Origin of the sequence: Olivibacter sp. LS-1, assembly GCF_008245145.1 — a bacterium.
GTDB lineage: Bacteria > Bacteroidota > Bacteroidia > Sphingobacteriales > Sphingobacteriaceae > Olivibacter > Olivibacter oleidegradans.
On sequence record NZ_CP041643.1, the window covers coordinates 6054692 to 6080064 of the forward strand.

Sequence of the window (25373 nt, forward strand, 5' to 3'; positions counted from 1 at the left end):
TCTTTTTTCAAGAAATCTTCATGGCGTAACAGAACGGCCCGAGGGCCCTCTAGAAAGGAGGTATTCCAGCCGCACCTTCCGGTACGGCTACCTTGTTACGACTTAGCCCCAATTACCGGTTTTACCCTGACACGCTCCTTGCGGTTACATGCTTTAGGTACCCCCGGCTTTCATGGCTTGACGGGCGGTGTGTACAAGGCCCGGGAACGTATTCACCGCGTCATTGCTGATACGCGATTACTAGCGAATCCAACTTCACGGGGTCGAGTTGCAGACCCCGATCCGAACTGTGAGGGGCTTTCTGAGATTGGCTTCACCTCGCGGTGTCGCTGCCCTCTGTACCCCCCATTGTAGCACGTGTGTAGCCCCGGACGTAAGGGCCATGATGACTTGACGTCGTCCCCGCCTTCCTCTCTGTTTGCACAGGCAGTCTGTTTAGAGTCCCCACCTTGACGTGCTGGCAACTAAACATAGGGGTTGCGCTCGTTGCGGGACTTAACCCAACACCTCACGGCACGAGCTGACGACAGCCATGCAGCACCTAGTTTCCTGTCCCGAAGGACCTGTCCATCTCTGGACAATTCAGTAACTTTCAAGCCCGGGTAAGGTTCCTCGCGTATCATCGAATTAAACCACATGCTCCTCCGCTTGTGCGGGCCCCCGTCAATTCCTTTGAGTTTCACCCTTGCGGGCGTACTCCCCAGGTGGAACACTTAACGCTTTCGCTTGGACGCCGACCGTCTATCGCCGACATCGAGTGTTCATCGTTTAGGGCGTGGACTACCAGGGTATCTAATCCTGTTCGATCCCCACGCTTTCGTGCCTCAGCGTCAATCGTACTTTGGTAAGCTGCCTTCGCAATCGGTGTTCTGTGGCATATCTATGCATTTCACCGCTACTTGCCACATTCCGCCTACCTCAGGTACATTCAAGCGCGCCAGTATCAAAGGCACTGCGATGGTTGAGCCACCGTCTTTCACCCCTGACTTAGCGCGCCGCCTACGCACCCTTTAAACCCAATAATTCCGGATAACGCTCGGATCCTCCGTATTACCGCGGCTGCTGGCACGGAGTTAGCCGATCCTTATTCTCACGGTACATTCAGCCCGGTATACATACCGGGGGTTATTCCCGTGCAAAAGCAGTTTACAACCCGTAGGGCCGTCTTCCTGCACGCGGCATGGCTGGTTCAGGGTTCCCCCCATTGACCAATATTCCTTACTGCTGCCTCCCGTAGGAGTCTGGTCCGTGTCTCAGTACCAGTGTGGGGGTTTCTCCTCTCAGAGCCCCTAGACATCGTCGCCTTGGTGGGCCGTTACCCCGCCAACAAGCTAATGTCACGCGAGCCCATCCGTCCCCTATGAATATTTAAATGAAGGCCCATGCGGACCTGCATTCTCATGCGGTATTAATCCGGATTTCTCCGGGCTATCCCCCTGGGACGGGCAGGTTGCTCACGCGTTACGCACCCGTGCGCCACTCTCACGGGGACCGAAGCCCCCGATCCCGTTCGACTTGCATGTATTAGGCCTGCCGCTAGCGTTCATCCTGAGCCAGGATCAAACTCTCCATTGTATAATGTTAAGTTTCCGATCTCGGCATTCGCACTTCTTTCAGTGCAGCCTTCCGATCTTTTTTGTATCTTCCGGCCGACGGACCGTTCAGGCCTGTCCTTTTGACTTCCGCCAAAAAACAGGCCGTCCGTTACGCTACATGAATCTGATTTCTTAAAGAACTTTAAACGCCTCCGCTCGCGCTTCGGCCTCCGCCGTATCCATCGGGTCACCCCTCCGGTACTTCCTGCTTTTTTCTTTCACCTTCCCGGGCATCGCGCCCGTTCCGTCGTCCCCTCTCTCCCGATTGGGAGTGCAAAGGTAACAGCTTTTTTCTTTTCTCCAAAATATTTTTTTAAAATATTTTTTCCTCCTTCCTGCCGTTCACCTCCGTACCTCAAAAAACAACCGCATCCCTTCGTTTGCGGAACGCCCGCCTTCCGAACGGGATGGCAAAGGTACGAATTTCCCCCGTTCCCCCAAATGTTTCACGCCCCGGGCAACAGCTTTTTTTTACAACAAACTGGAAATCAAATCGTTTTTTTTTACCTTTCTTCTACTTAAAGCCAACAGCAGAACATCCAAAAGATTTTTTACTCTTCAGCTACGCGCAGCGATCAGTCATTACATCCATTTTGTCTGTTCGAAAAACAGAAACTAATCACCGGTTCAGTCAGCTTAATCAGTCAAAGTCGAGTTGTTTAAATACCGGCTTTTCCCTCTTCGGCAGAAGAAACGAAGAAATTTAAAACTCCAACCCACACCTATTGTTCTATTATTGTCTGTTTTTATACAATTGAATATACAATGCTTGATTATTTGCAACACCTTTCACAAGAAATGCCAGATTGGATTTGGAATTTAACCGTAATTCTGTTCTCGATATCCATTGGCATCATTTTGAAGTCTATACTTCTTCCCTTAGCTAAACAACAGTCAAAAAAAGAACTATCGTATTCAATTTTCAGATCCATTATTCGTCATTTCAATAAAATTTTCACCATTTTCATTCCTCTTTTGACCTTTAGTTCCCTACTTCCATTAACTAAATTCAATGCTTCTAGCTACGTAGTTATTTCTAAAACAACAGAGATTCTAATAACGCTATGTTTTGCGATCATTATTATCCGAATGTTACGCGTGTTCGAAGATTATCTTTACCACCGTTTTGATATAAGTAAAGAAAACAATCTTCGGGAGCGGAAAATTCGTACGCAAATTGTCTTTATTCGAAAATTGTTGATAACGCTCATTGTTGTCATTACGGTATCCATTATCTTACTAAGCTTTGAGAGCATGCGTAAAATAGGCGCAGGGCTACTAACCGGTGTAGGAATAGGAGGAATTATCGTCGGTTTTGCAGCTCAGAAGTCCCTCGGAAATCTGCTAGCCGGTTTTCAGATTGCTTTTACCCAACCCATACGCATGGACGACGTACTCATCGTTGAAGGTGAGTGGGGGAAGGTCGAGGAAATCAATTTAACTTACGTAGTTTTGAACATCTGGGACAAGCGTCGTCTCGTGTTGCCAATCAATTACTTTATCGAGAAACCCTTTCAAAATTGGACTCGAACAACTGCCGAAATTTTAGGTACTGTATTTATCTATACTGATTTTCTGGTTCCAGTTGAAAATTTACGCCAGAAATTTGCCGAACTGCTGAAGGGTAACCGCCTGTGGGATGGCAAAGTGAATGTATTACAAGTAACCGATCTAAGAGAGCAAACAATGGAGATTCGATGTTTAATGAGCTGTAGAAACTCAGGGGATGCATTCGATCTAAGATGTTATGTACGAGAAGAAATGGTAAAATATATCCGTACAAACTTCCCCGAAGCCTTCGCCAGAACAAGAATTACAATGATTGAATAATGGGGGATACTCCCCCAAAACTATGCGTGCTGCCCTTCATGTTTGCCTTCTGCAAATTCTTCCACGATTTTACCATTAAAAGCCGGTAAATCTTTCGGGGTTCTGCTAGTGACCAAGCCCTGATCGGTAACCACTTCGCTATCTTCCCACTGAGCGCCTGCATTGATTAAATCTTTTTTAATAGCAGCTACTGAAGTCATTCTCCTACCCTCTACCACTTCGGCATCGATTAATGTCTGCGGGCCATGGCAAATGGCAGCAACTGGTTTTCCCGCTACAAAAAAATCTTTAACGAACTGAACCGCGTCCGGATTAGTGCGTAACTTATCGGGATTGATAACGCCGCCAGGCAAAAGCAGTCCGTCATAATCCGAAGCGGATACTTCTTTTAGATTTTTATCAACCGGATATGTTCCCGTCCATTCATCGCCTTCTTTTGCTCGCACCGTTCCTGCTTTTGGAGAGACAATGTGAACAGTTGCTCCCGCCTTTACCAACGCTTCCTTCGGACTGGTCAATTCAACCTCCTCAAACCCATCTTCCGTTAAAATCGCAATTTTTCTTTCATTAAGTGTTCCCATAATACATGTTTTTAATATAATAAATGTATATTAGGTTACGCTTATCCAAACTATTTTGTTTAAAAAACTTTAATTTTTAATCGCTTTTCAGCAAATGCAATACTTAAAGTCGATTGGAAAGTAGCAGCCAAACCATCACCATGTGACCGTGTAAACCATTTAATACTTATCAAGCATTAAGCTGCACAAAATTGCGATGCAAAAAAGCTTCGCGATAGCCAAAGATCGTGCGCAATTTACTTTCTATAAACCTTCCTGCTACAAACCGGCCCACTGTCCCTAACGGAAGCTTATACACTACTTTATCATGAATCAGGGTACCTTTGTCCGTCTCTTTAAAGTGGTGTTCATGATGCCATAACGCATAAGGTCCGAATCGTTGTTCGTCTACAAAGTAAGTTTTTGCTAAAACATGCGTGATTTCAGTCACCCATTTCGTTCTCATTCCGGGCAGAACCGAAACCATATATGTGATGATCTGTCCTGCATAAATCTCGTCGTACTCTCCATTGGTGATTTCAAAATTCATCGTTGTAGGGGTAAGCTTAGTTAAATTTTTCGGCGCAGAAAAAAAAGACCAAGCTTCGTCGATCGATAGAGGAAGAATCTGCTTATTTAGCAACGTGTATATACCTGATGTTTGCTTTATTTCGATCATGGTAATCAGAACCTCTCCTCCAACAATTTGGCCCCCTATTATGTTTGAAATATTTCTTTACTTTATAAGAAATATTTTTTTAGATATCTTCGATGAGATTTATGACTTTACAGGAGAAAACCGCATGATAGAAATCAGTTTTTAATCCTAAATAAGCAATATATGAACCTTCAAAAAACGCTACTCTACTTATTCATGTTATCCGCTTTGTGGTCTGGATGTAATCAAGGCACCGAGCAAAAGAAAAAAAATCCCATTGATTCATTGCATAAAAAAGCTTTAAAAGAGTGGAATAAAACCATACCGGGAAATTTCAGCGAGCAAACTGAACTAAGTTTTGATAGCGCACGATTAGATACATTCTTTAATGCGTATAAAAATCTAGGTCCCTACCAAGAAAAGGTAAGGAAGTTTTACCGGAACAGGAACTATCATTTCGCTTGGTTCGATGATAAAGGGCTCATTGAACAAGCAGGAAATTTAACTGACAGGATGCTTAATCTAAAAGACGAAGGGATTGATGGGGAACTTCCATATAGTAAACATTTGGATTCGTTGATAGACGCATACAGTCAGCATAAAGGAACTAAAATAACCAATGAGGAACTGGAATTCATGCTCACATCGCAGTACTTCCTCTTTGCCGATGTCGCTTGGCAGGGCATGGATGACGCCAATGTGAAAGCGAACGATTGGTTTGTTCCTAAGAAAAGAGTATCTTATTCCGACTATTTGGATAGTCTCCTAAAACATCCTGTTAATGAAACAGGCGCCTCTATCGAGCCTGTATACCGGCAGTACGAACAACTACGAGGATACCTGAAGAAATATAGGGAATTAGCGGCCAAACACAAATGGAATCCTGTTATCGCAGACAAGAAAAGTTACAAAATCGGAGATTCATCCACCGTCCTTAGACAGATAAAGACACGATTATTTCTTTTAGGCGATTATCAAGGAGATACGCTCACCAATTTATACGATAGTACACTATTTTCCGGTGTGAGATCTTTTCAATCCCGACATGGATTACGTCCTGATGGTGCAATTGGAAGCGGTACCATTAATGAGCTTAATGTACTTCCGGCAGCGCGCTTAAAGCAGATAGCCGTGAATATGGAGCGCAGTCGATGGCTACCGGTAAGTCTAAAAACCGATTATTTGGCCGTCAATATTCCCGAATTCAAATTGCACGTCTATCATGCAGATAGTTTGCTCTGGAGCTGTAACGTAGTGGTGGGCAAAGCCATGCATAAAACCGTTATCTTTCACGGTGACGTAAAATATGTTGTTTTCAGCCCCTACTGGAATGTGCCACCCAGTATCGTAAAGAACGAAATACTCCCCGGCATGCGGAGAGATCGTAACTATATTGCTAAACATAATATGGAAATCACAGGAAAAAGCGGTGGATTACCTAATGTCAGGCAAAAGCCCGGCCCCAAAAACTCGCTAGGTTTGGTAAAATTTCTATTCCCGAATAGTTATAATATTTATCTGCACGACAGTCCTGCAAAATCTTTGTACAACGAGTCCAGCAGAGCCTTTAGCCATGGTTGCATCCGAGTAAGCGAGCCGGAGAAATTAGCCAATTTCCTTCTAAGAAGTGATTCAACCTGGAATAAGGAATCCATCTATAAAGCCATGCATGCAGGAAAAGAAAAATACGTAACCTTAAAGAAAACGGTTCCGGTCTTTATTGCTTACTTTACTGCGTTCATTGATCGAGAGGGAAAGATTAACTTTAGAAAAGACATTTACGACCGGGACGACCGTTTAGCCAAAATGCTGCTTACTGAAAATAAATAACAAATGATTTAAGTATACTGACATAGGGTTGTCAATATACATCCTTTCTTTGTTTCAAAAAACAGAATATTATGGACTTGATAAAAGCATTAAAACATGAATTGATAGGTGAGGCGGAAACCACTAGGAAGTTTCTGAAACTTATCCCCGAAGACAAATACGACTGGGCCCCGCACGAAAAAAGTATGAAAATGCAACATCTTGCGGTTCACATTGCTGAATTACCGTCTTGGATTGCTTTGGCTGTCGACACCGACGAATTGGATTTCGCTGTCAGCGGATATAGTCCTAAATCCTGCGCTAACAATGAAGAATTACTATCCATGTTTGAAGCATCCCTTCAACAAGGCAACGAGGCACTTAATAAGGTTCGTTTGGAGGATCTTGAAAAAAGATGGGTTTTACGTCAGGCAGAGAATATATTATGGGATGGTACTAAATATGGCATGATACGGCTTGCATTCAGTCAAACTTCCCATCATCGTGCACAGCTTGGAGTTTACTTAAGGCTACTGAATATTCCCATTCCGGGCAGCTACGGCCCTAGCGCAGACGAAGCAAAATTTTAATTTTAAGTATACTACCTCCCCGGCGGCACCTCGGAGGTAGTATTTGCGCTCAAAGCACGATTCTCGTGTTATACAACCTTTATATAAAGTATTGTAGTGGAAGAAATTTGTCAATTATTTTTGCCACTACAAATCTTTAGCTATTTTTGCATCATTATGATAGCAACTCCCCTTCGATAAACAAACTTTGGTATGAGTTTGTACGGATAGGAACAAATGTTTTACCCTATCTATTCACTTATTACGTTTAGCGTTTACTAGAAAAGAGAAACGCATATCTGCTATAACTTACTATATTAAATGAAATCTACATCTCGCGCAGCTTTTGCGTTTATTTTTATTACGGTGCTTATTGACATCACCGGAATTGGCCTAATTTACCCTGTTTTACCGAAACTGATCTCCAACCTGATTCACGCCGACATAAGCATAGCAGCTGAATACGGCGGTTGGCTCACCTTTGCCTATGCGATGATGCAATTTATATGTGCTCCTATCATGGGCAACTTAAGTGATCGGTATGGCAGACGTCCTATCCTTCTTTTATCGCTCTTTGGATTCGGGATGGATTGTCTTTTGATGGCCTTCGCTCCTACTATCTGGTGGTTATTTTTAGGCCGCATTATAGCTGGCGCTATGGGCGCCAGCTATACCGTCGCTTCTGCCTATATTGCCGATATCAGCAGTCCTGAAAAACGCGCACAAAACTTTGGTTTAATCAGTGCAGCTTTTGGTGTTGGCTTTATTATCGGACCCGTTATAGGAGGACTACTAGGAAAATATGGTACACATGCCCCCTTTCTTGTAGCAGGGCTGCTTAGTTTTCTAAATTTATTGTACGGCTTCTTTGTTTTGCCTGAGTCTTTAAAAAAAGAAAATCAACGTCCATTCGATTGGTCTCGTGCTAACCCAATCGGTTCCTTCAAACATCTAAGTAAATTTCCCGCAGTTGCCGGACTCATACTTAGTTTGCTGCTAATCAACATTGCAGGCCACTCCATGGAAAGTATATGGTCGTTTTTTACGATCGAAAAATTCAAATGGAACGAACAGGAAATTGGTTATTCTCTTGGTTTTATGGGGGTGGCTTTTGCCGTTGTTCAAGCAGGTTTAACTCGTATTTTGTTACCTAAACTGGGAGAAAAACGTGCCATAGTTATTGGCATAATGCTCTATACGATTAGCTTAACGTTATTTGCTTTTGCTAGCCAAAGTTGGATGATGTACGCCTTCCTTATCCCTTATGCCTTAGGCGCGATTGCCAATCCTGCGCTTCAAGGTTTCTTATCCAACCAGATACCGGATAATGAGCAAGGTGAATTACAAGGCGGCTTAACGAGTTTAATGAGTATGGGCGCTATTATCGGACCACCGATTATGACCTTTTTATTCGCCAGATTTGCAGGCGCTAATGCACCGATATATTTTCCGGGAGCACCTTTTTCTTTCGCGGCCTTATTAATGTTCGCTAGCCTGCTACTCGTTTTCAAGAGTTTGAGGAAAGGGTAGCTTAACCCATCGATTCCCTAATTGTAATAATGGAATCGATGGTCTATTCAACGCAACTTGTCACCCTCTATTGCTCATAGCCAAAGCGCTTAAGGTAATTCTTCTTGCTTCGCCAGTCTGAAATTACCTTTACAAAAAGCTCTAAAAAAACCTTTTTCTGCAAGAACTCTTCAATGTCTTGTCGTGCATAGGTGCCCACTTTCTTGATCATACTCCCCCCCGTACCGATAATGATATTTTTTTGTGAATCACGCTCAACAATGATTTCTGCACTAATTCTGACCAATTGTTCCTCCTCCTTAAATGATGTGACAATTACCTCTGTACTATAAGGAATCTCCTTTTCATACAATTTAAAAATTTTTTCCCGAACCATTTCAGACACAAAAAAACGCTCCGATTTATCAGTGAGTTCGTCTTTTTCATAAAAAGGGGGGTGAACCGGTAAATGCTCCAGCACAAACTGGAAAACAGCCTGAATATTATGTCCTAAAAGAGCAGAAATGGCGAATATGGCGGTCGGATTTAGTGTCTCTTGCCAGTAGTTTATCTTCGCCTTTACATCGTCTTCATTTGATTTATCGATCTTATTTACTAAGACAACCACCGGCGAATCTGTTTTTTGTAGTTTTTCTATCACATCTGTTTCGTCATACTTTTCGTTAATATCAGTAACAAAAAGAATAATATCAGCATCCACTAACGATCCGTGAACAAAATTCATCATGGATTCTTGTAAACTGTAGGCAGGCTTGATAACACCGGGTGTATCTGAAAACACAATTTGGTAATCTTCCTCATTTACAATACCCAAAATACGATGCCTCGTTGTTTGTGCTTTAGGTGTAACAATGGACATCTTCTCGCCTACTAATGAGTTCATTAAGGTTGACTTACCAGCGTTTGGCTTCCCTACTATACTTACAAATCCAGCTTTGTGTGACATTTTTTTTAAATTTTATTTGCACAGCAAAGAAACAAAATATATCTTTGCACTCCAATCAAACGAAAACAAATATTGTTTTTCAGCAGTAGGAAAGCAATTTTAAAATAAAATATACTGCGGGGTGGAGCAGTTGGTAGCTCGTCGGGCTCATAACCCGAAGGTCGCACGTTCGAGTCGTGTCCCCGCTACTACAGCCGATCAAAATTTTGGTCGGCTTTTTTATTTTTGGCTTCCCTTATTCTCCGTTATTAAATCCCTACCTACATTCATCTTTTAAATTGCATAATAAAAGCAATTTACATAAGTTTGTGCTCCGCATACGTGTAAGTGTAACACGAGCAAGCTTTAGTTTCAAAAAGTAAAAATTTAAGTATATTATGTCAAATACATCCAAGATTATCTACACCAAAACCGATGAAGCTCCTGCTTTAGCAACTTACTCTCTACTTCCAATTGTTAAAGCTTTTACAGCATCATCCGGCATTGATGTAGAAACCAGAGATATTTCTTTGGCCGGCAGAATCCTCGCCGTCCTTCCGGAATTTCTTACTGAAGAGCAGAAAGTCTCTGACGCATTAACCGAATTAGGCGAATTAGCAACTCAACCGGAAGCCAATATCATTAAGCTTCCTAATATTAGCGCCTCTGTTCCTCAATTAAAAGCAGCTATCAAAGAGTTGCAAGCAAAAGGCTATAAATTACCTGATTATCCCGAAGAACCCAAAAACGACCAAGAAAAGGATATTAAAGCGAAATACGACAAAGTAAAAGGAAGTGCGGTGAATCCGGTATTACGGGAAGGAAATTCAGACCGCCGTGCACCAAAGGCAGTAAAAAACTACGCAAAAAAGCATCCTCATAGCATGGGAGCCTGGAGTGCCGCTTCAAAGTCGCACGTCGCAACCATGAGTAGCGGTGATTTCCGTCATAATGAGAAATCGTTAACAATTAACGAAGAAACGGACGTGAAAATAATTTTCACGGACAAACAAGGGAATCAAACCGTACTGAAAGAGAAAACGCATTTATTGGCAGGCGAGATTATCGACGCTACCGTTATGAGCAAGAAAGCACTCTTGGCTTTTTTGGATGCCCAAATCGCTGACGCTAAAGCAACGGGAGTTTTATTCTCGCTACACATGAAGGCAACGATGATGAAAGTTTCCGATCCGATTATTTTCGGACATGCGGTAAAAAGCTTTTTTAAGGATGTTTTCGCGCAATACGGTGAAGATCTTAAAGCTGTTGGAGCCAATCCAAACAGTGGTTTAGGGGATGTATTAAGCGCTATAGATAAACTTCCCGGCGACAAAAAAGAAGCAATAAACAACGCGATACAGAACGTATTGTCTAATGGTCCCGCCCTTGCTATGGTCAATTCAGACAAGGGAATAACCAATCTTCATGTTCCGAGCGATGTAATTGTTGATGCATCCATGCCTGCCATGATCAGAAGTTCAGGGCAAATGTGGAATGCTGACGGTAAGCTTCAAGACACCAAAGCGGTTATTCCTGACAGTAGCTATGCAGGAGTTTATGATGCAACCATCGAGTTCTGTAAGAAAAATGGTGCTTTCGATCCGGCGACTATGGGTACGGTTCCCAATGTTGGTTTAATGGCACAAAAAGCGGAAGAATATGGATCGCATGATAAGACCTTCGAAATTACCGGGGATGGTAAAGTTGAAGTCATTGACGCCAAAGGAAACGTCTTATTAAGCCATGAGGTAGAAACGGGTGACATTTGGAGAATGTGCCAAGTAAAGGATGCCCCTGTTCGCGATTGGGTAAAGCTTGCTGTAACACGTGCACGCGCCTCTGAAACACCTGCTGTATTTTGGCTAGACGCGGAGCGCCCACACGATGCCGAGCTTATCAAAAAAGTAAATGCTTATTTACCTGAATACGATACTACAGGCTTAGACATTCGCATATTATCACCTGTTAAAGCAACTGAGTTCACATTAGAACGAGTTAAAGCAGGACAAGATACAATTTCTGTAACGGGCAATGTGCTTCGCGATTATTTGACGGATTTATTCCCAATCCTTGAGCTTGGAACGAGTGCAAAAATGTTATCCATTGTCCCCTTAATGAATGGTGGCGGGCTCTTTGAAACCGGGGCCGGTGGATCTGCTCCAAAACATGTTGAGCAATTCCTGGACGAAGGCCATTTACGATGGGATTCATTAGGTGAATTCCTTGCACTCGCTGTTTCACTAGAACATCTAGGAACAAATTATAACAACCCTAAAGCCCTTGTGCTTGCAGATACCTTAGACCAAGCAACCGGCAAACTTTTAGATAACCAAAAATCACCATCTAGAAAGGCCGGCGAACTTGATAACCGGGGGAGCCACTTCTATTTAGCTTTATACTGGGCCGAAGCATTAGCTGCACAGGATCAGGACACTGAGCTGAAAGCACAGTTTGCTGATTTGGCAGAAAAGCTAATTAGTAATGAAGGCAAAATTAATGAAGAGCTAAACGCTTCTCAGGGCAAAAAGGTAGATATAGGAGGATATTATGCGCCTGACGATACGCTGGCCTCAAGAGCTATGCGTCCGAGTGCAACACTTAACGAAATAATTGATAGCCTAGTATCGCATTAAGCTTTGCGATCAAATAAAAAAGGAGGTGTAAAACATCTCCTTTTTTATTTAGGGTTCTTTTCGTTTCTGCTATTTTTCAAAAATACTGTTGATCCCCGCGATTTTTCCGTAACTTTATAGTATACCAATGCTATGTATTATGAAGTCGATCATTATAGCAACGGATTTTTCAAAAGTAGCATATGCTGCAGCATGTTACGCTGCTCATCTAAGCGCAAGTCTCCTTGTTGACACCCTCATTATTTATCATTCATACGATAATGAATTGTATGTAACAACAGACATTCCAATTCCTAACCGACAGCAACTTCAAACACAGCGTGAGAAATCATTAATTGCACTGGAGGAACTACGGGTAGCGCTCAAAAAAATTGCCCCAAAATCAATCAGTATAAAATCGGAAGCAAATGACCAGACATTGGTTTCAGGCATTGAAACAATGATTGCGGAAAATCAAACAGAATTAATTGTGATTGGCACAACAGGCAAAAGTAATCTTGAACAAGTATTAATGGGGAGTAATGCCCTAACTGTAGCTAAAGAAATCAGCACGCCCGTACTACTCGTACCTGCCACACACACGTTCAGTCCGCCGAAACAGGCCGTTCTTGCTTGCGATTTGAAACACACGGAAGACACACTTCCCCTGGAACATATCCGTCATTTTGTTAGTACCTTCAGCTTAAAGCTTCATATCCTTAACATACAACCCACCGCATCTGAACCAATTGCCGACACTATACCTGAGCAATACAAGCTTCACGAGTTACTGGATGATTTGAATCCGACATATAACTATATTGATCACGAAGATACGGCCTCAGCGATTATTCACTTTGCAAATGAACATGATATAGATCTGGTTATTTCTGTAAGAAAAAGCTACGGGTTCTTCAGGAATTTATTCCACAAAAGTATTACGAAAAAACTGGCTTTTAAAACTACCATACCACTCCTCTTGCTCGGCAAAAAAATAAAGTAAGTTCAAAAAAGTCAAAGGCTAAATAAATGAGCTTCGAGCGAGAAAAAACGTTCCAAAACCGTGCGAAAAAAACTGCAAAAACTTGTGCTCTTTTATTCGCCAATATTCGTATTTTAGCCACACGGATAGATTATGGAAAGCAATCACACAGAAGATATATTAAATAATAAGGGTCAACTATTTAGAATTACCTACCAACACCTCGATTATTATTTTAGGGTAATTAAACCAACGAAAATCACCGCCTCAACTAATGAGATTGAAATTTTGCTGGATGAAAACACCTATGTTATCGAGCGGGAGGGCCGCACATGGGTATTCAAAGGAGCTGGCTTAGATAGTGACTTTGCGAATGCAATCGGCAGACTAATCTGCCTACGATACCGCCTTTAAGTTTATTAAGAGCTTATACTACTTACCTTGACACAATTAAAGGACATAAGTAGCAAGACATAAGACAACAGGATATGTGATAGAATAATATAGTCGTCTTGCTACCCGATACCTATGTCCTGTTGCCTTGTACTTATGTCTTGCTACTTGATCATACAATATATCCATCATAGCCTAACAATGTCAATCCTTATCCTTAACTTTGCGGCTTTATGAGACGTCTCTCGTCAAAATCGGAGAGATGGGAAACAACACTTAAGGGATAAAGGGAACAAAATGTCTAATATCATTGCCATAGTCGGCCGACCAAACGTTGGCAAGTCAACATTATATAATCGTTTAACAGAAAGTAGAAAAGCAATCGTGGATGACATGAGCGGGGTAACTCGCGATCGGCATTATGGTCAAGCTGAATGGGTGGGAAAAACTTTTACGGTCATTGATACAGGCGGATATGTGCATGGGTCCGAGGACATTTTCGAAGCTGCTATCCGAGAACAAGTGTTAATAGCCATTGAAGAAGCATCGGTCATTTTATTCATGGTTGATGTAACTGTCGGAATCACCGATTTGGATGACGATATAGCGCATCTATTACGTCGCTCAAATAAACCCGTTTTTGTCGTTGTCAATAAAGTTGACCACCATCAACTACATACGGATGCGTCCACTTTCTATGCTTTAGGACTAGGCGAAATCTACAATATTTCTTCCATGACCGGTTCAGGCACCGGCGAACTATTGGATGAAGTCGTAAAACACTTTGACGAAGTGCAGGAAGAGGAAGGCAGCCTACCCAAATATGCAATTGTTGGTCGGCCTAATGTCGGCAAATCATCCTTTATTAATGCCTTAATAGGCAAAGAACGCAATATCGTAACGCCTATTGCCGGGACAACACGAGATTCAATACAAATTCACTACAATCAATTTGGCCACGAATTCATGTTAATAGACACCGCCGGACTGCGTCGAAAAACAAAAGTGAAGGAGAATATTGAGTTTTATTCGGTCATGCGTACCATTAAAGCATTAGAAGAAGCGGACGTTGTTATTCTTATGATCGATGCGACTGAAGGACTAGAATCACAAGATGTAAATATTTTCCATTTAGCAGAAAAAAACAAAAAAGGTGTTGTGTTGCTCGTAAACAAATGGGATTTAGTAGACAAGGATCATAAAACCCTTAAAAGATTTGAAGAGGAGATCAGAAATAAAACGGCTCCATTCACGGATTATCCCATTGTCTTTACGTCTGTTATCGAAAAACAACGGATCTTTAAAGCAATAGAAGTAGCAACAAAGGTTTACGAGAATAAGTATAAGAAAATCCCGACTTCGAAGCTGAACGATGTTATGCTTCCCATTATCGAGAATTATCCACCCCCAGCAACTAAAGGAAAGTACATCAAAATCAAATATGTTACGCAAATTACAGGACGATCACCTATGTTTGCTTTTTTCTGTAATCTCCCGCAATATATTAAAGATCCATATAAACGCTTTATCGAAAATAAATTACGTGAGCATTTCGATTTCACCGGCGTACCGATTCAGATATTTTTCCGACAAAAATAAGGCTATTCTATCGTTTTATTGGTATGTAAGCAGATTATCATTATCTTTATCGGGCAGACCAATTGAGATTAAAACTGAGGCTATTTATCGGTAGCGTTGGTATTTTCCTCGAAAACCGAAAGCTTATTTTTTATCAACATGTCTAATCTCGTAACAATAAAGGATATAGCTCGGGCACTGAATATATCTGTTTCAACCGTTTCGAGGGCACTACGAGATGCCCATGACGTAAGTTTGGAAACCAAAAGTAAGGTCGAAGCAATGGCAACCGCCCTACACTACAAACCGAACTTTAATGCCATGGGCTTAGCTAACGGAAAATCCCACAATATCGGCATTGTGTTGCCATTTATAACTAATTACTATTTTTCTACAGTTATTACAGGCATACAGGAAGCCGCCTATAATAATGGGTATAATATCGTACTTTATGTAACAAACGATTCGCCGGAGCGAGAACTGGCAATTATCAACAATCTTTCTATTGCGAATTTAGACGGCCTTTTAATTTCTACCTGTTGTAAAACCGGCGATCACTTACAGCACCTTCTTCGTAATAAAATACCTATTGTATTCTTTGATAGAGTAATTGAAAAGGTAGAAACTTCCAAGGTGGTACAAGATGACTACAATGGAGCTTTTCTTGCCACCAGTCATTTGGTTGAGCAAGGCTACACCAAAATAGCACATATCGCCGGCCCCAGAAATCTTCCATTAACGGAAAAGCGGCTAACAGGCTACCTTGACGCCTTAAAAAAACATTGTCTACCCATTAGAGAAGAGTGGATTATCGCTTCCGGTTTTTCACAAGAATGTGGTGAGTCAGACGCGATGGAATTGCTACAGTTGGCAAAAAACATGAAACCGAATGCTATTTTCGCCGTAAACGACAGAAAGGCTGTCGGAGCAAGTATAACCCTGAAGAAGCAGGGTATAACAATTGGAAAAGAAATAGGGATCATCGGTTTCACCAATGATCCTATTTCCTGTTTAGTAAGTCCAAGTATCAGTACGGTCGCTGAACCCGCTTTTGATATCGGCTTCATAAGTTGTGAATTGCTTTTAAAACATATAACTAAAAAGCAAACTCCTTGTCAGGAGATTATACTACCTGCAGAATTAATCGTCAGAGAGTCGACACAAAGAGCTTAAAGCGAAAATCCTACTTATTTTAATAAACTTGCAGCTGCTTCGTCTAGATATAACGAACAGCTAGCATGTTTCTGTAGAATACTGGCAGGATAAGCATTGCTAACATTTTGTTCAACGCTATCTTTAACGGCTTGCGCTTTTCTGGCGTCCGGTACTGAGCAAATGATATGCTTTGACTTACAGATTTGCCGCACCGACATGCTGATAGCCTTTGAGGGCACCTCATCAATCGAGTTAAACCAGCCCTCTCCTAATTGCTGCATCCGACATTGCTTGTCCAAGATAACTTCCAAATAAGGCTCTTCCGTATCAAAATTAGCTGGTGGGTCATTAAATGCCAAATGCCCGTTCTCCCCAATCCCTACCAAGGCCACGTCAATCGGATGTTGACGAATCAAGTCGTTCAGTTCTTTTCGCACCTCGCCCGAATCCGACTCTCCGTCAATTAAATAAGCCGCTTTCAGCGACGGAACATGAGCAAGAAAGCGCTCCTTCAAGTACTTCCGAAAACTGGCGGGGTGACTGATCGGTAGATTAATGTATTCATCTAAATGAAACATTGTAACCTTTGACCAGTCCACCTGCTCTTTTATCAACTGATTAATCGTTTCAAATTGACTGGTACCTGTTGCTAAAATTATATTAGCAAATCCCTTCTCATTAATCGCTTCATTAATTAATTTGGCAGCTTCTTTCCCGGCAGCCTGCCCCAGTTCCTTTGGGTCTTTTAATATACGAATATCCATAGTTTTTATTTTCTACATATGTTATGATTGTATCCATTACCAATACTAAACCCTTGCGCCCGTTGTTGCTCCTTCCGCTAACGACATATCTAAGGGTTGATTTTCCTTCCACTTGCCGGAAGTAAAATCCGGTATACGGATGGGTTTGCTTCCGTTTGCTACTGACCATTCGCTCAAAGGACCGATAACACTCCAGCTCGCTGCATCGTAAACATCCATATCTAGCGGTAAACCATTTCGGAGGCAGTCGATCAAACGCCAATCCATCATAAAATCCATTCCTCCATGTCCACCGATTTTTTTCGCCAATTCGCCTATCTTTTTCACGATGGGAGGCGTGTACTTTTCTTCCAGCAACTTCATTTCCTCGTCTTCTAACCACCCTTCATGGCTTGTAGCAATCTTGCCGGGTAGTGGATATTTTTGTGCCGTCGCCTTTGTTCCACTCAATAGATGGATACGGGAGTACGGTCTTGGTGATGACACATCGTGTTGCAGCATAATGGTCCGTCCCTTCCCTGTCCGTATAGTACTCGTATTGATATTTCCCCTAAAAGGACTGTTGATGAATTCTTTGAAACTTGAATCCTCCTTAGCCTTCTCTTCGGCTAAAGGCTTCAAGAGAAAATCATTGGACGACATAGACACCATATAGTCCAAATAATCTCCGCGATTTATATCCATTGCCTGACAAACAGGACCTATACCATGTGTCGGATATAGATCACCGTTCCGTTTTGCATTCTCCCGTAAACGCCAGAGATTCCATCTAGCGTCTTTATCAAAAAAACTATCTAAAATATCGTGTATATACGCCCCTTCACCATGAATGAGTTCCCCGAAGAAACCTTGCCGAACCATATTGAGCGTTAACAATTCAAAGAAATCGTAACAACAGTTTTCAAGCATCATACAATGCTTCTTCGTTTTCTCCGATGTTTCTACCAGTCTCCAACAATCTTCAACGGTAGTTGCTGCAGGAATCTCGACCGCTACATGTTTTCCATGTTCCATTGCGTAAACTGCAACCGGTGTATGAAGAGCCCAGTGCGTACAAACATAAATCAGATCTATATCATCCCGATCGCACACATGCTTCCAAGCTTCGGCACCATCATGATACAAAGTGGCTTCATGCCCGGGAAATTGAATACGATCCTTCGCTTTTTTTGCTTGCTCGGGACGTATGTCACATATCGCTTTAATCTCTACACCATCCAACCTACTAATACGTTCAACTGCCGCACCTCCTCGATTTCCCACACCTATGAATCCAATTCGTACAACATTCATCTTAGGCGCTGCATAGCCACACATATTGAATGTTTGGTGATGATCTTTTTGACTCGCTTTTAGAATGTGCATCAATGCCCCATCTTCCTCCTTTGCTTTCGAACCATCTTTATCATTACATGCACTTAAACCTGTTCCACCCACTACGCCAAGGCCCGTTATCCCTGCATATTTTAAAAAATCTCTACGGTTACTTTTCATATTATTTTAGTATTTAACATTAGTTAATGATAAAATTGATATTATATTCCTGATCCCATCTTGCCTTCAAAACAGCTATTTCTTTCTCCAACTGCTGTTTTGTTTCAAGGTCAATCAACCTACCCGACATACTTCGAGCACGAACAAATTGTATGGCCTCCGCTTTACTTAAACCGGCCATCGTCATGATATCTCCCCAGTAAAGGACACCTGGAAGATGAATAGACATATTATAATAATCTACGCCCTCTCTACTATCAAAAATATAGCTATAAGGCGAGTCATAAAGCACTAAAGATTTCAAATTGTGCATCGTGGAGAAAAGTAGCGCCGCTACACTTGGTTCTTTAAAACAGACAAAGGTCAATGATCCAAATTGCTGATCGATTAGCCATCTATATACGACTTGTATATCCGAGAACCACTCGCCAAGCACGGTTCGTCCCAACCATAAAGCCGAGCGTGCCAATGTATGGAAAGGAGGCAGATGTTCGTCTAATTTTAACGCTGCAGGCGACCCTTGTTCACCTAAACCCCAAAGATCTACTAATAGTAACGTGCTCCCTTCCTCGAAGGCCTGCTCTAGTAGTTGAAGAGGAATTGCTTCTTTTCCCTCCCCATGAAAGAATACTTTACAAGATGTGGTACGGCCCTTGGCCGGCTCATATAAAAGCAAAGGTATTTTCTGGTTATTGGTGCATTCCAAAACGACTTTTTGCCACAGCCCTTCTTTTCCTTTTTTTATAATCTGTCTAAGCTTTTTGTCCTCAATGTGTCCAAGTACATCCTCTAGTTCTTTAAGCTTATCCGGAATCGATGCCTCATCCAATAAACTTTTGCTGTGTAAGATCGATCCTCGTTCACGACAAAAATGTTCAGTAGTTTCCACAAATACCGGCCTCGCATGATGGTAGGTTATCAATACTTCCTGATCGATTTCTTTGCTAATCGCATCTTCCATTCTATGCACCTGTTTTCTACTATTTGTTAAATGAAGATCAAACCAATCGACAGCGGCTCGAAGCATTTCTACTGAATAGGTATGTTCTTGATCAAATAATTCATATGCCAACTTCTCTTTTGCTCCCAATTTAGCATATATCGCTTCTGCATATTTATAACAATGTAGCATCTGACTATGATAAAAGGAGGGATTATCTTCTCTTAATGCGCTCAATACCTTAAGTGCCCTGGGTGCTATCAATCCTAACGCATGTGATTCTTCCAAAAAAGTCAAGCCATTTGGCAATAGCTCACAAACACAATTACTATTCATCACATAAGATTCAAAGGTCCCCACACTTACTACGGGAACAACTGCTTTAATGCGTTCATCTAAAGCCGCTAACCACATGGCCTGGTTTCCTCCCCCACTTGCGCCGGTAACACCTATTCGCTGTGTATCTACCATGGGGAGCGAGCACAAAAAATCCAACGCTCTCACATTGTCGGTCAGTTGCATGCCCATTAAGGTTTCTCCTATATTAAATAGGGATGCACCTAAGTTGCCACCATGATATTCCTCTTGATGCGCCACGCTGCCCCGTTCGCCGGCCCCCCAAGCATCCATGGTCAATACAATATAACCGGCGTTTACTAAACCAAGTGCCACTTGACGAAATAGGCCAGCATTTCTTGCTCCGGCCCAATGTCCGTGGGCAACTAAAATTGCCGGTAACCGCCCTTCTATTTTTGGCAGATATAGATTCGCAGTAGCATAAACAGACGGTCTGGTCTGAAAGGCAATATTTTTGATATGAAAAGTTGACCGCTCAATTTTGGCCGTTTCTTTCACATCAAAGTCTAAGGTCTTGAAAAAACTTAGGTTAGCTTCTTTAATGACCTTTTGCCTTAGAGCCGGCGCAATGTCCTTCCATTCTTTTCTTTTATTTGCAGACAAGCAATGGTTAGACGCGCGCGATGCCAAGTCCCGATAATGTTCCAGGATATAATCATTCGCTGCTTCCTTTTCTTCAAATACCGCGGGAACTTGCACTTGCTGACGCATTGATATTATCACCTTTCGTTAATTTGATCATTAATCCACATCCCACCATACACGGGTAGCGGCGTTATCAGGGCCTCCTAATAACTTCTTCCCTTCTGCTAAGGCTGCACCATTTGTGGAAGCCTCCACTGACGAGTATGGCAGTCTTTTAATAAATGTCCCCACCGGCAAATCGGCGTTATCCGATTGTAAAAGCGGATACATCGTAGGGTAGCCCGTGCGCCTGAACTCTGCCCAAGCTTCTATCCCATCCGGAAACACGGCCAGCCATTTTTGTGTAGCAATCTGTGCTCGCTGCATAGCTTCGTTGTTGGCCCAGCGAACCGGTATTTCACTCACTGCTTGCGAATTTGCCTCATCACCCGGTGCCATAGGTCGAGCATCACTTTGTATGTAAGCATTGATTGTGGATGCATCATTAATACCCCATTGTTGCAGGCTTAATTCGATTCCTTTTTCATAATAACTTTGCGCCGTACCACCTCCCATATTCCATCCATTCAATACCCCCTCGGCTAATAAAAAATATGCTTCCGCGGCTGCCATTACCTCTTGCCTTGCACCTAATTGCGCAACCCATGCCGTATTATCCGTATTCCGTTGAACCCATTTCAGGCCTAAGTTTGAAGTCTGATTAGGCCTGTTTCCCGGCAGATTGATTGCCGTCGGTGAGGACCCATTACGAAGTCCTTTAAATTCTCCGGTGGCCACCGCTGCTTGAAAAAAAACAGGAAGCCGAGGATCCTGATAGCCCTTTAAGTATGACGCCATGGTAGAACTCATGCTAAATTCATTGTTTGCTGCATTAAAGGCCAAGCCATTGGCATCGTCTCCATTTAATGAGCGTTCGATGCTGGCGGTTTCACTATTGGCTACCATGACACCGCCGGCAACCGCAGCTTCCGCTTCTTGTTTTGCCCGGTCTGGAGCCACTTTGGATATACGCATAGCCATTCGCAATCGCAATGTATTCGCAAATCGAATCCATTTGGCAACATCGCCACCATAGATCAAGTCCTGACTACCAAAGATATTCGTTGCTGTACCGTTCTTTAAATTGGTGACGGCAGAATCAAGTCGCTTAAATAGGTCATCATAGATTGCTTCTTGCGAATCATAGGGAATGCTACTATCCGTACTACCGGCTTTAAAATAAGGAACAGGTCCATATTGATCGGTGTATCTATGAAAAACATAGGCTTTCATGATATTGGCTAAGGCATATTCCCCCGAACTCGGTTCTGTATTATCAAAGATTGCCTGAAGTTGAGGCATCGTAAGAACGTAGGTAATAATAGCAGGTCGGGAAAGCCAGCCATCATTCATGGCATATCGATCGGTAGTGAAACTGGTCGTTGTGAGCGCATAGTACTGCGCGTACAAGTCCGGCATTAGGATCGATATCGTCTGATAGTAAGGGCGATGTATGGTTGCTGCCGATTGTGCTCTCGAAAACATAAAAGGAAGCTCACGTGCACCGGCTTCGGTCAGTTTGGAAGGATTGGTATTAATTTCGTCGAAGTCGCCGGTACACCCTGCTATTGCCAGTAACCAAATGGATGCGACTATATAGATAGCTCTTATTTTCATCGTATTATTTCTTTTAATTGCTGATGAGAACTCGAGTAAATAATAATTGTACTGTATGTCAATATTATTTACTTCTCGGTTTCATAATTGCAGATTTTGATGATTAGAAAGATAGATTTACATTAAACCCGAAGCTGCGTGTGGACGGTAATATCCCACTTTCAATACCCTGAAAGTTGCTAGTTCCTATGGCTACCTCGGGGTCAACCGGCAAGGTTCTTTTTCCAATACCCGGAATATCGAGCTTTGATTTCCCGCGATAAAAAAAGAACAAATTCCGAGCCGTCAATGAAAAACGAGCCGTTTTAATAGGAGATCGTTTCATATTCAACGTATAACCTACAGAGAGTTCTCGAAGTCGGAAATTGGTAGCATCATAGGTGAAAAATTCACCGTAGGCATTTGTACCTCCCTGCGAAACCTGAGTCCAAAGTTGTTCAGCGGATATAGCGGTCGTATTCCGGCTTCCATCTGCATGAACACCTGCTAAAACTAGCCCGCCATCCCGGTAAGCGGTCGTATAATCACCTAAACCAAAATAGGCTAACATAGCATCTGTTCCCGAAACAACGGTACCACCAACACGACCGTCAACCATAAAGGAGAAATTAAATTGTTTGTAATCGAACTGGTTCAACCAGCTTAACGTGTAGTCGGGATTAAAATTTCCGATCTTCTGCAATTGCTCGACGACAGGAAGACCATTCGCATTGATTTGATACTGTCCATCCTCATTTCTTGCCCACTTATAGCCATAAATATCCCCATAGGCTCCCCCGGGCTTGATTAATAAGCTCCCAAAATTGGTTGAAGGGGAAATGCTCGCTTGCTCAATTCCTGGAAGTAAGGATAACACCTTATTTCGATTCAGCGCAAAATTCACGGTCGTATTCCAATTAAATCCTTCCTTTTTAACTGGATTACCCGTTAACATCAATTCCATACCTTTATTCTGAATATCACCTACATTAACATACTGATTATTGTAGCCAGATGGTTGAGGAAGTCCGATAAAGATTAATTGGTTTACGGTATTCGTTTTATAGACGGAAGCGTCCAAACCTAATCGCCCATCAAAAAATCGCCACTCAGTACCGATTTCCCATGCCTTTGTTTTTTCGGGTTTCAAGTTATCAATATATTTAATCTGATCACGTGCTACGAAACCACTACCGGCGCCCGGACTATAAGAATAGGTCTGTTGAAGCAAGTAAGGATCCGCATCATTTCCCACTTGTGTATAAGCTCCTCTCACCTTAGCATAACTCACCCATGATGGGAGCTGAACCATCTCAGAAAGCAGACCCGACAACCCAAAAGATGGATAAAAATAACTATGAGGTGCGGGCAGTGTGGACGACCAGTCGTTTCTTGCAGTGACATCCAGGTATAGTTGTTCCTTATAATTCAATTGCGCACTTCCGTAAACCGACTGGATTTCCTTCTTTGCCACGATGTTACTGAAAGCAGGTGTGCTCGCAAAATTTAAATCAAACATGTTCGGTATACGCAATCCATTCGCCAGAGCCTGCGTATTATAGCCGCTATTGTTCAAGACTGCTGCACCAATGTTATAGTTCACTCCAAAATCAGCTCCAATTTTATTCGTTCCCGATAAGAGGAAGTCTATATTGCGTTCCCACCTATTCACATTGTTCTCCTGATACCTGCCGCCGGTAAGCGTTGGAATAGGAAGCGTTCCGGCATAAAAAGAACCTGTTATTTTATCATCGTACCGATCTAAACTAAAGCGCCCCTGGGCAAACAACCAATCGGTCAATTGATATTTAACGGATCCAACCAACATGATACGATTGCGTTCTTCATTTAAAGACATGCGATAGATGTCCCAATAAGGATTTTGAAAAAAGGAACTGTTTGTCCAATATTTTGGTTGTGGTTGTAGTGTTTCCTCATTGATGGTTTCAAAATCCCTTAACTCTTCCGGAGATAGGTCCCGAGGCATAATGAGCGCCTCATTCGTTACACCATTGTCCCCTAATCGGGGTTTATTCTTTATTTTTTGATTGACATAGGTAAGTTTGATATCTGTCGTCAGCCCTGGAAGTATTTCATTGTTTAAGCGTAAATTCAGCGTATTTCTATCCAATCGATTTTTTGGAATAATACCGGTGATAATGTTATTGGTATAAGAAGCATAACCTTGCATCTTTCCGGTACCACCTGAAACGCTTATCGAATTATTCAGTGTCGTTCCGGTATCATAGAAATCACGAACATTATTTGGATATGTTTGCGTAGGTGCACCCCAACTTCCGGCCGCATCCGCTCCGAACACACCACCGTTACCCCTACCGAAACTGTTCTGTAGATCCATTAACAGCATAGGCTTATCTATTGCCACGCCTCCACTGTAATTAAGGCGTACAGCTCCCTCTTTACCTTTCTTAGTCGTGATCATGAGGGCGCCATTTGCAGCGCGGCTTCCGTAAAGTGCCGCCGCAGCCGGTCCTTTCAGCACAGTTACCGATTCTACATCTTCCGGATTGATACTTGCACCGCCATCACTTCCTGAATATCCGCTGCTTAAGCTCTTTTGCTGTGTAGCCACCGTGTTTGCCGATCCACCGCCCCCTTGTTCGGTGGTCATCGTATTATCGATGGGTACCCCATCTACCACAATCAATGCGTTATTGTTCCCACTTATTGAACGGTTACCTCGTAAAACTACACGCACAGCACCACCCGGTCCTGTGGCCGCGGGCGTAACAACCGCACCGGCTACCTTACCGTTTAGGGCATTCATTACATTGCCGCCAGGATCTTTAACGTTTGTCAGATCATTGTTTTTCAATTCTTGGGTGGCATAGGTTAGTGATCGTGTTTGTCGTTCTATACCCAATGCGGTAACAACAACTTCGCTTAATTGAGCAGCATCTTCTACCAAGGTGATATTTAGCATTTGATCGGAACTAATAGGCACTTCCTTAGACTGGTAACCAACGGAAGAAAAAACCAGTACATCACCCTCTTTTGCCGCTAAACTAAAATTTCCCTTGGTATCAGTAGAGGTACCGGTTTTCGCTCCTTTTACTTTTACACTTACACCGGGGATTGGTTGTCCGTCGCTTTGACTCTTAACGACGCCCCCTATGTTGCCGCGTTGCTGTGAACATACCACAATAGGCATTAAAAACACCATCCATATTTGCAAAAATGTTCGCAGAAAGGCTTTAAAAGGCAAGATTCTTTTCATAATTTCTCACTTAGGGTTGGTAATACGAAGGGATCTATCCCTTTGCATTATTCAAAAAAATGAGAAACCGCTCTGAATGGCAAAAATTTAGGAGGAAATCACCG

17 protein-coding genes, 1 tRNA gene and 1 rRNA gene are annotated in these 25373 nt (G+C 42.5%); 10 read left to right on the plus strand and 9 right to left on the minus strand.

The genetic code is table 11. The annotated features are described in order from the left end of the window. Nucleotides 1-53: 53 nt before the first annotated feature. Nucleotides 54-1575: ribosomal RNA gene (locus FKG96_RS25395) — 16S ribosomal RNA — on the minus strand. An 818-nt stretch (nt 1576-2393) separates the two neighbouring features. On the opposite strand from FKG96_RS25395, the gene FKG96_RS25400 reads away from it, so the two are divergent. Continuing rightward, nucleotides 2394-3425 (plus strand): mechanosensitive ion channel family protein, encoded by a 1032-nt coding sequence (locus tag FKG96_RS25400; RefSeq protein WP_041387840.1) that lies wholly within the window; start codon nt 2394-2396, stop codon nt 3423-3425. Nucleotides 3426-3445: 20 nt separating this feature from the next. On the opposite strand, the gene FKG96_RS25405 is transcribed toward FKG96_RS25400, so the two are convergent. Then, nucleotides 3446-4006 carry a type 1 glutamine amidotransferase domain-containing protein gene (locus FKG96_RS25405; protein WP_013663670.1) on the minus strand — a complete coding sequence of 187 codons (561 nt, stop codon included), beginning with the start codon at nt 4004-4006 and terminating at the stop codon, nt 3446-3448. A gap of 169 nt (nt 4007-4175) precedes the next feature. Further along, nucleotides 4176-4664, minus strand: a complete 489-nt coding sequence (locus FKG96_RS25410; RefSeq protein ID WP_013663671.1) for an SRPBCC family protein — start codon at nt 4662-4664, stop codon at nt 4176-4178. Nucleotides 4665-4826: 162 nt separating this feature from the next. Between FKG96_RS25410 and FKG96_RS25415 the strand changes: the two genes are divergently transcribed. The 3 genes from FKG96_RS25415 (at nt 4827) to FKG96_RS25425 (ending at nt 8551) form a co-directional block, all read left to right on the plus strand. Beyond that, nucleotides 4827-6473, plus strand: a complete 1647-nt coding sequence (locus tag FKG96_RS25415; RefSeq protein WP_130858514.1) for a murein L,D-transpeptidase — start codon at nt 4827-4829, stop codon at nt 6471-6473. A 71-nt stretch (nt 6474-6544) separates the two neighbouring features. Beyond that, the gene (locus FKG96_RS25420) at nt 6545-7042 is read left to right on the plus strand and encodes a DinB family protein (protein WP_130858515.1); all 498 of its coding nucleotides are present in this window, start codon (nt 6545-6547) and stop codon (nt 7040-7042) included. 300 nt (nt 7043-7342) lie between these two features. After that, nucleotides 7343-8551 (plus strand): TCR/Tet family MFS transporter, encoded by a 1209-nt coding sequence (locus FKG96_RS25425; RefSeq protein ID WP_130858516.1) that lies wholly within the window; start codon nt 7343-7345, stop codon nt 8549-8551. 67 nt (nt 8552-8618) lie between these two features. Here the strand turns inward: FKG96_RS25425 and era are convergent, their stop codons facing one another. After that, nucleotides 8619-9497: a GTPase Era gene (gene era / locus FKG96_RS25430; protein WP_130858517.1), complete on the minus strand. Its 879-nt coding sequence runs from the start codon at nt 9495-9497 to the stop codon at nt 8619-8621. Nucleotides 9498-9612: 115 nt separating this feature from the next. On the opposite strand from era, the gene FKG96_RS25435 reads away from it, so the two are divergent. From FKG96_RS25435 to FKG96_RS25460, 6 genes are all read left to right on the plus strand, one after another. Continuing rightward, nucleotides 9613-9685: transfer RNA gene (locus FKG96_RS25435), tRNA-Met, on the plus strand. 189 nt (nt 9686-9874) lie between these two features. Then, nucleotides 9875-12109, plus strand: coding sequence for an NADP-dependent isocitrate dehydrogenase (locus tag FKG96_RS25440; RefSeq protein WP_149106268.1), 2235 nt, complete (start codon nt 9875-9877; stop codon nt 12107-12109). A 139-nt stretch (nt 12110-12248) separates the two neighbouring features. Further along, a complete protein-coding gene (locus FKG96_RS25445) occupies nt 12249-13091 on the plus strand; it encodes a universal stress protein (protein WP_165447095.1) in 843 nt (280 codons plus the stop codon). 132 nt (nt 13092-13223) lie between these two features. Then, on the plus strand, nt 13224-13484 hold the full coding sequence (locus tag FKG96_RS25450) for a hypothetical protein (protein ID WP_013663679.1): 261 nt from the start codon (nt 13224-13226) through the stop codon (nt 13482-13484). 276 nt (nt 13485-13760) lie between these two features. Then, nucleotides 13761-15062 carry a ribosome biogenesis GTPase Der gene (gene der, locus FKG96_RS25455; RefSeq protein WP_130858520.1) on the plus strand — a complete coding sequence of 434 codons (1302 nt, stop codon included), beginning with the start codon at nt 13761-13763 and terminating at the stop codon, nt 15060-15062. A gap of 138 nt (nt 15063-15200) precedes the next feature. Then, the gene (locus FKG96_RS25460) at nt 15201-16214 is read left to right on the plus strand and encodes a LacI family DNA-binding transcriptional regulator (RefSeq protein WP_013663681.1); all 1014 of its coding nucleotides are present in this window, start codon (nt 15201-15203) and stop codon (nt 16212-16214) included. Nucleotides 16215-16228: 14 nt separating this feature from the next. On the opposite strand, the gene FKG96_RS25465 is transcribed toward FKG96_RS25460, so the two are convergent. From FKG96_RS25465 to FKG96_RS25485, 5 genes are all read right to left on the minus strand, one after another. After that, on the minus strand, nt 16229-16960 hold the full coding sequence (locus FKG96_RS25465; protein ID WP_130858521.1) for a glucosamine-6-phosphate deaminase: 732 nt from the start codon (nt 16958-16960) through the stop codon (nt 16229-16231). Nucleotides 16961-17005: 45 nt separating this feature from the next. Continuing rightward, nucleotides 17006-18454 carry a Gfo/Idh/MocA family protein gene (locus FKG96_RS25470; RefSeq protein WP_130858522.1) on the minus strand — a complete coding sequence of 483 codons (1449 nt, stop codon included), beginning with the start codon at nt 18452-18454 and terminating at the stop codon, nt 17006-17008. A gap of 19 nt (nt 18455-18473) precedes the next feature. After that, nucleotides 18474-20462: a S9 family peptidase gene (locus tag FKG96_RS25475; protein ID WP_149106269.1), complete on the minus strand. Its 1989-nt coding sequence runs from the start codon at nt 20460-20462 to the stop codon at nt 18474-18476. Nucleotides 20463-20492: 30 nt separating this feature from the next. Then, complete coding sequence (locus tag FKG96_RS25480) at nt 20493-22052, minus strand: SusD/RagB family nutrient-binding outer membrane lipoprotein (protein ID WP_130858524.1); 1560 nt, start codon at nt 22050-22052, stop codon at nt 20493-20495. Nucleotides 22053-22155: 103 nt separating this feature from the next. Then, nucleotides 22156-25269, minus strand: coding sequence for a SusC/RagA family TonB-linked outer membrane protein (locus tag FKG96_RS25485; protein WP_130858525.1), 3114 nt, complete (start codon nt 25267-25269; stop codon nt 22156-22158). Between the last annotated feature and the right edge of the window lie 104 nt (nt 25270-25373).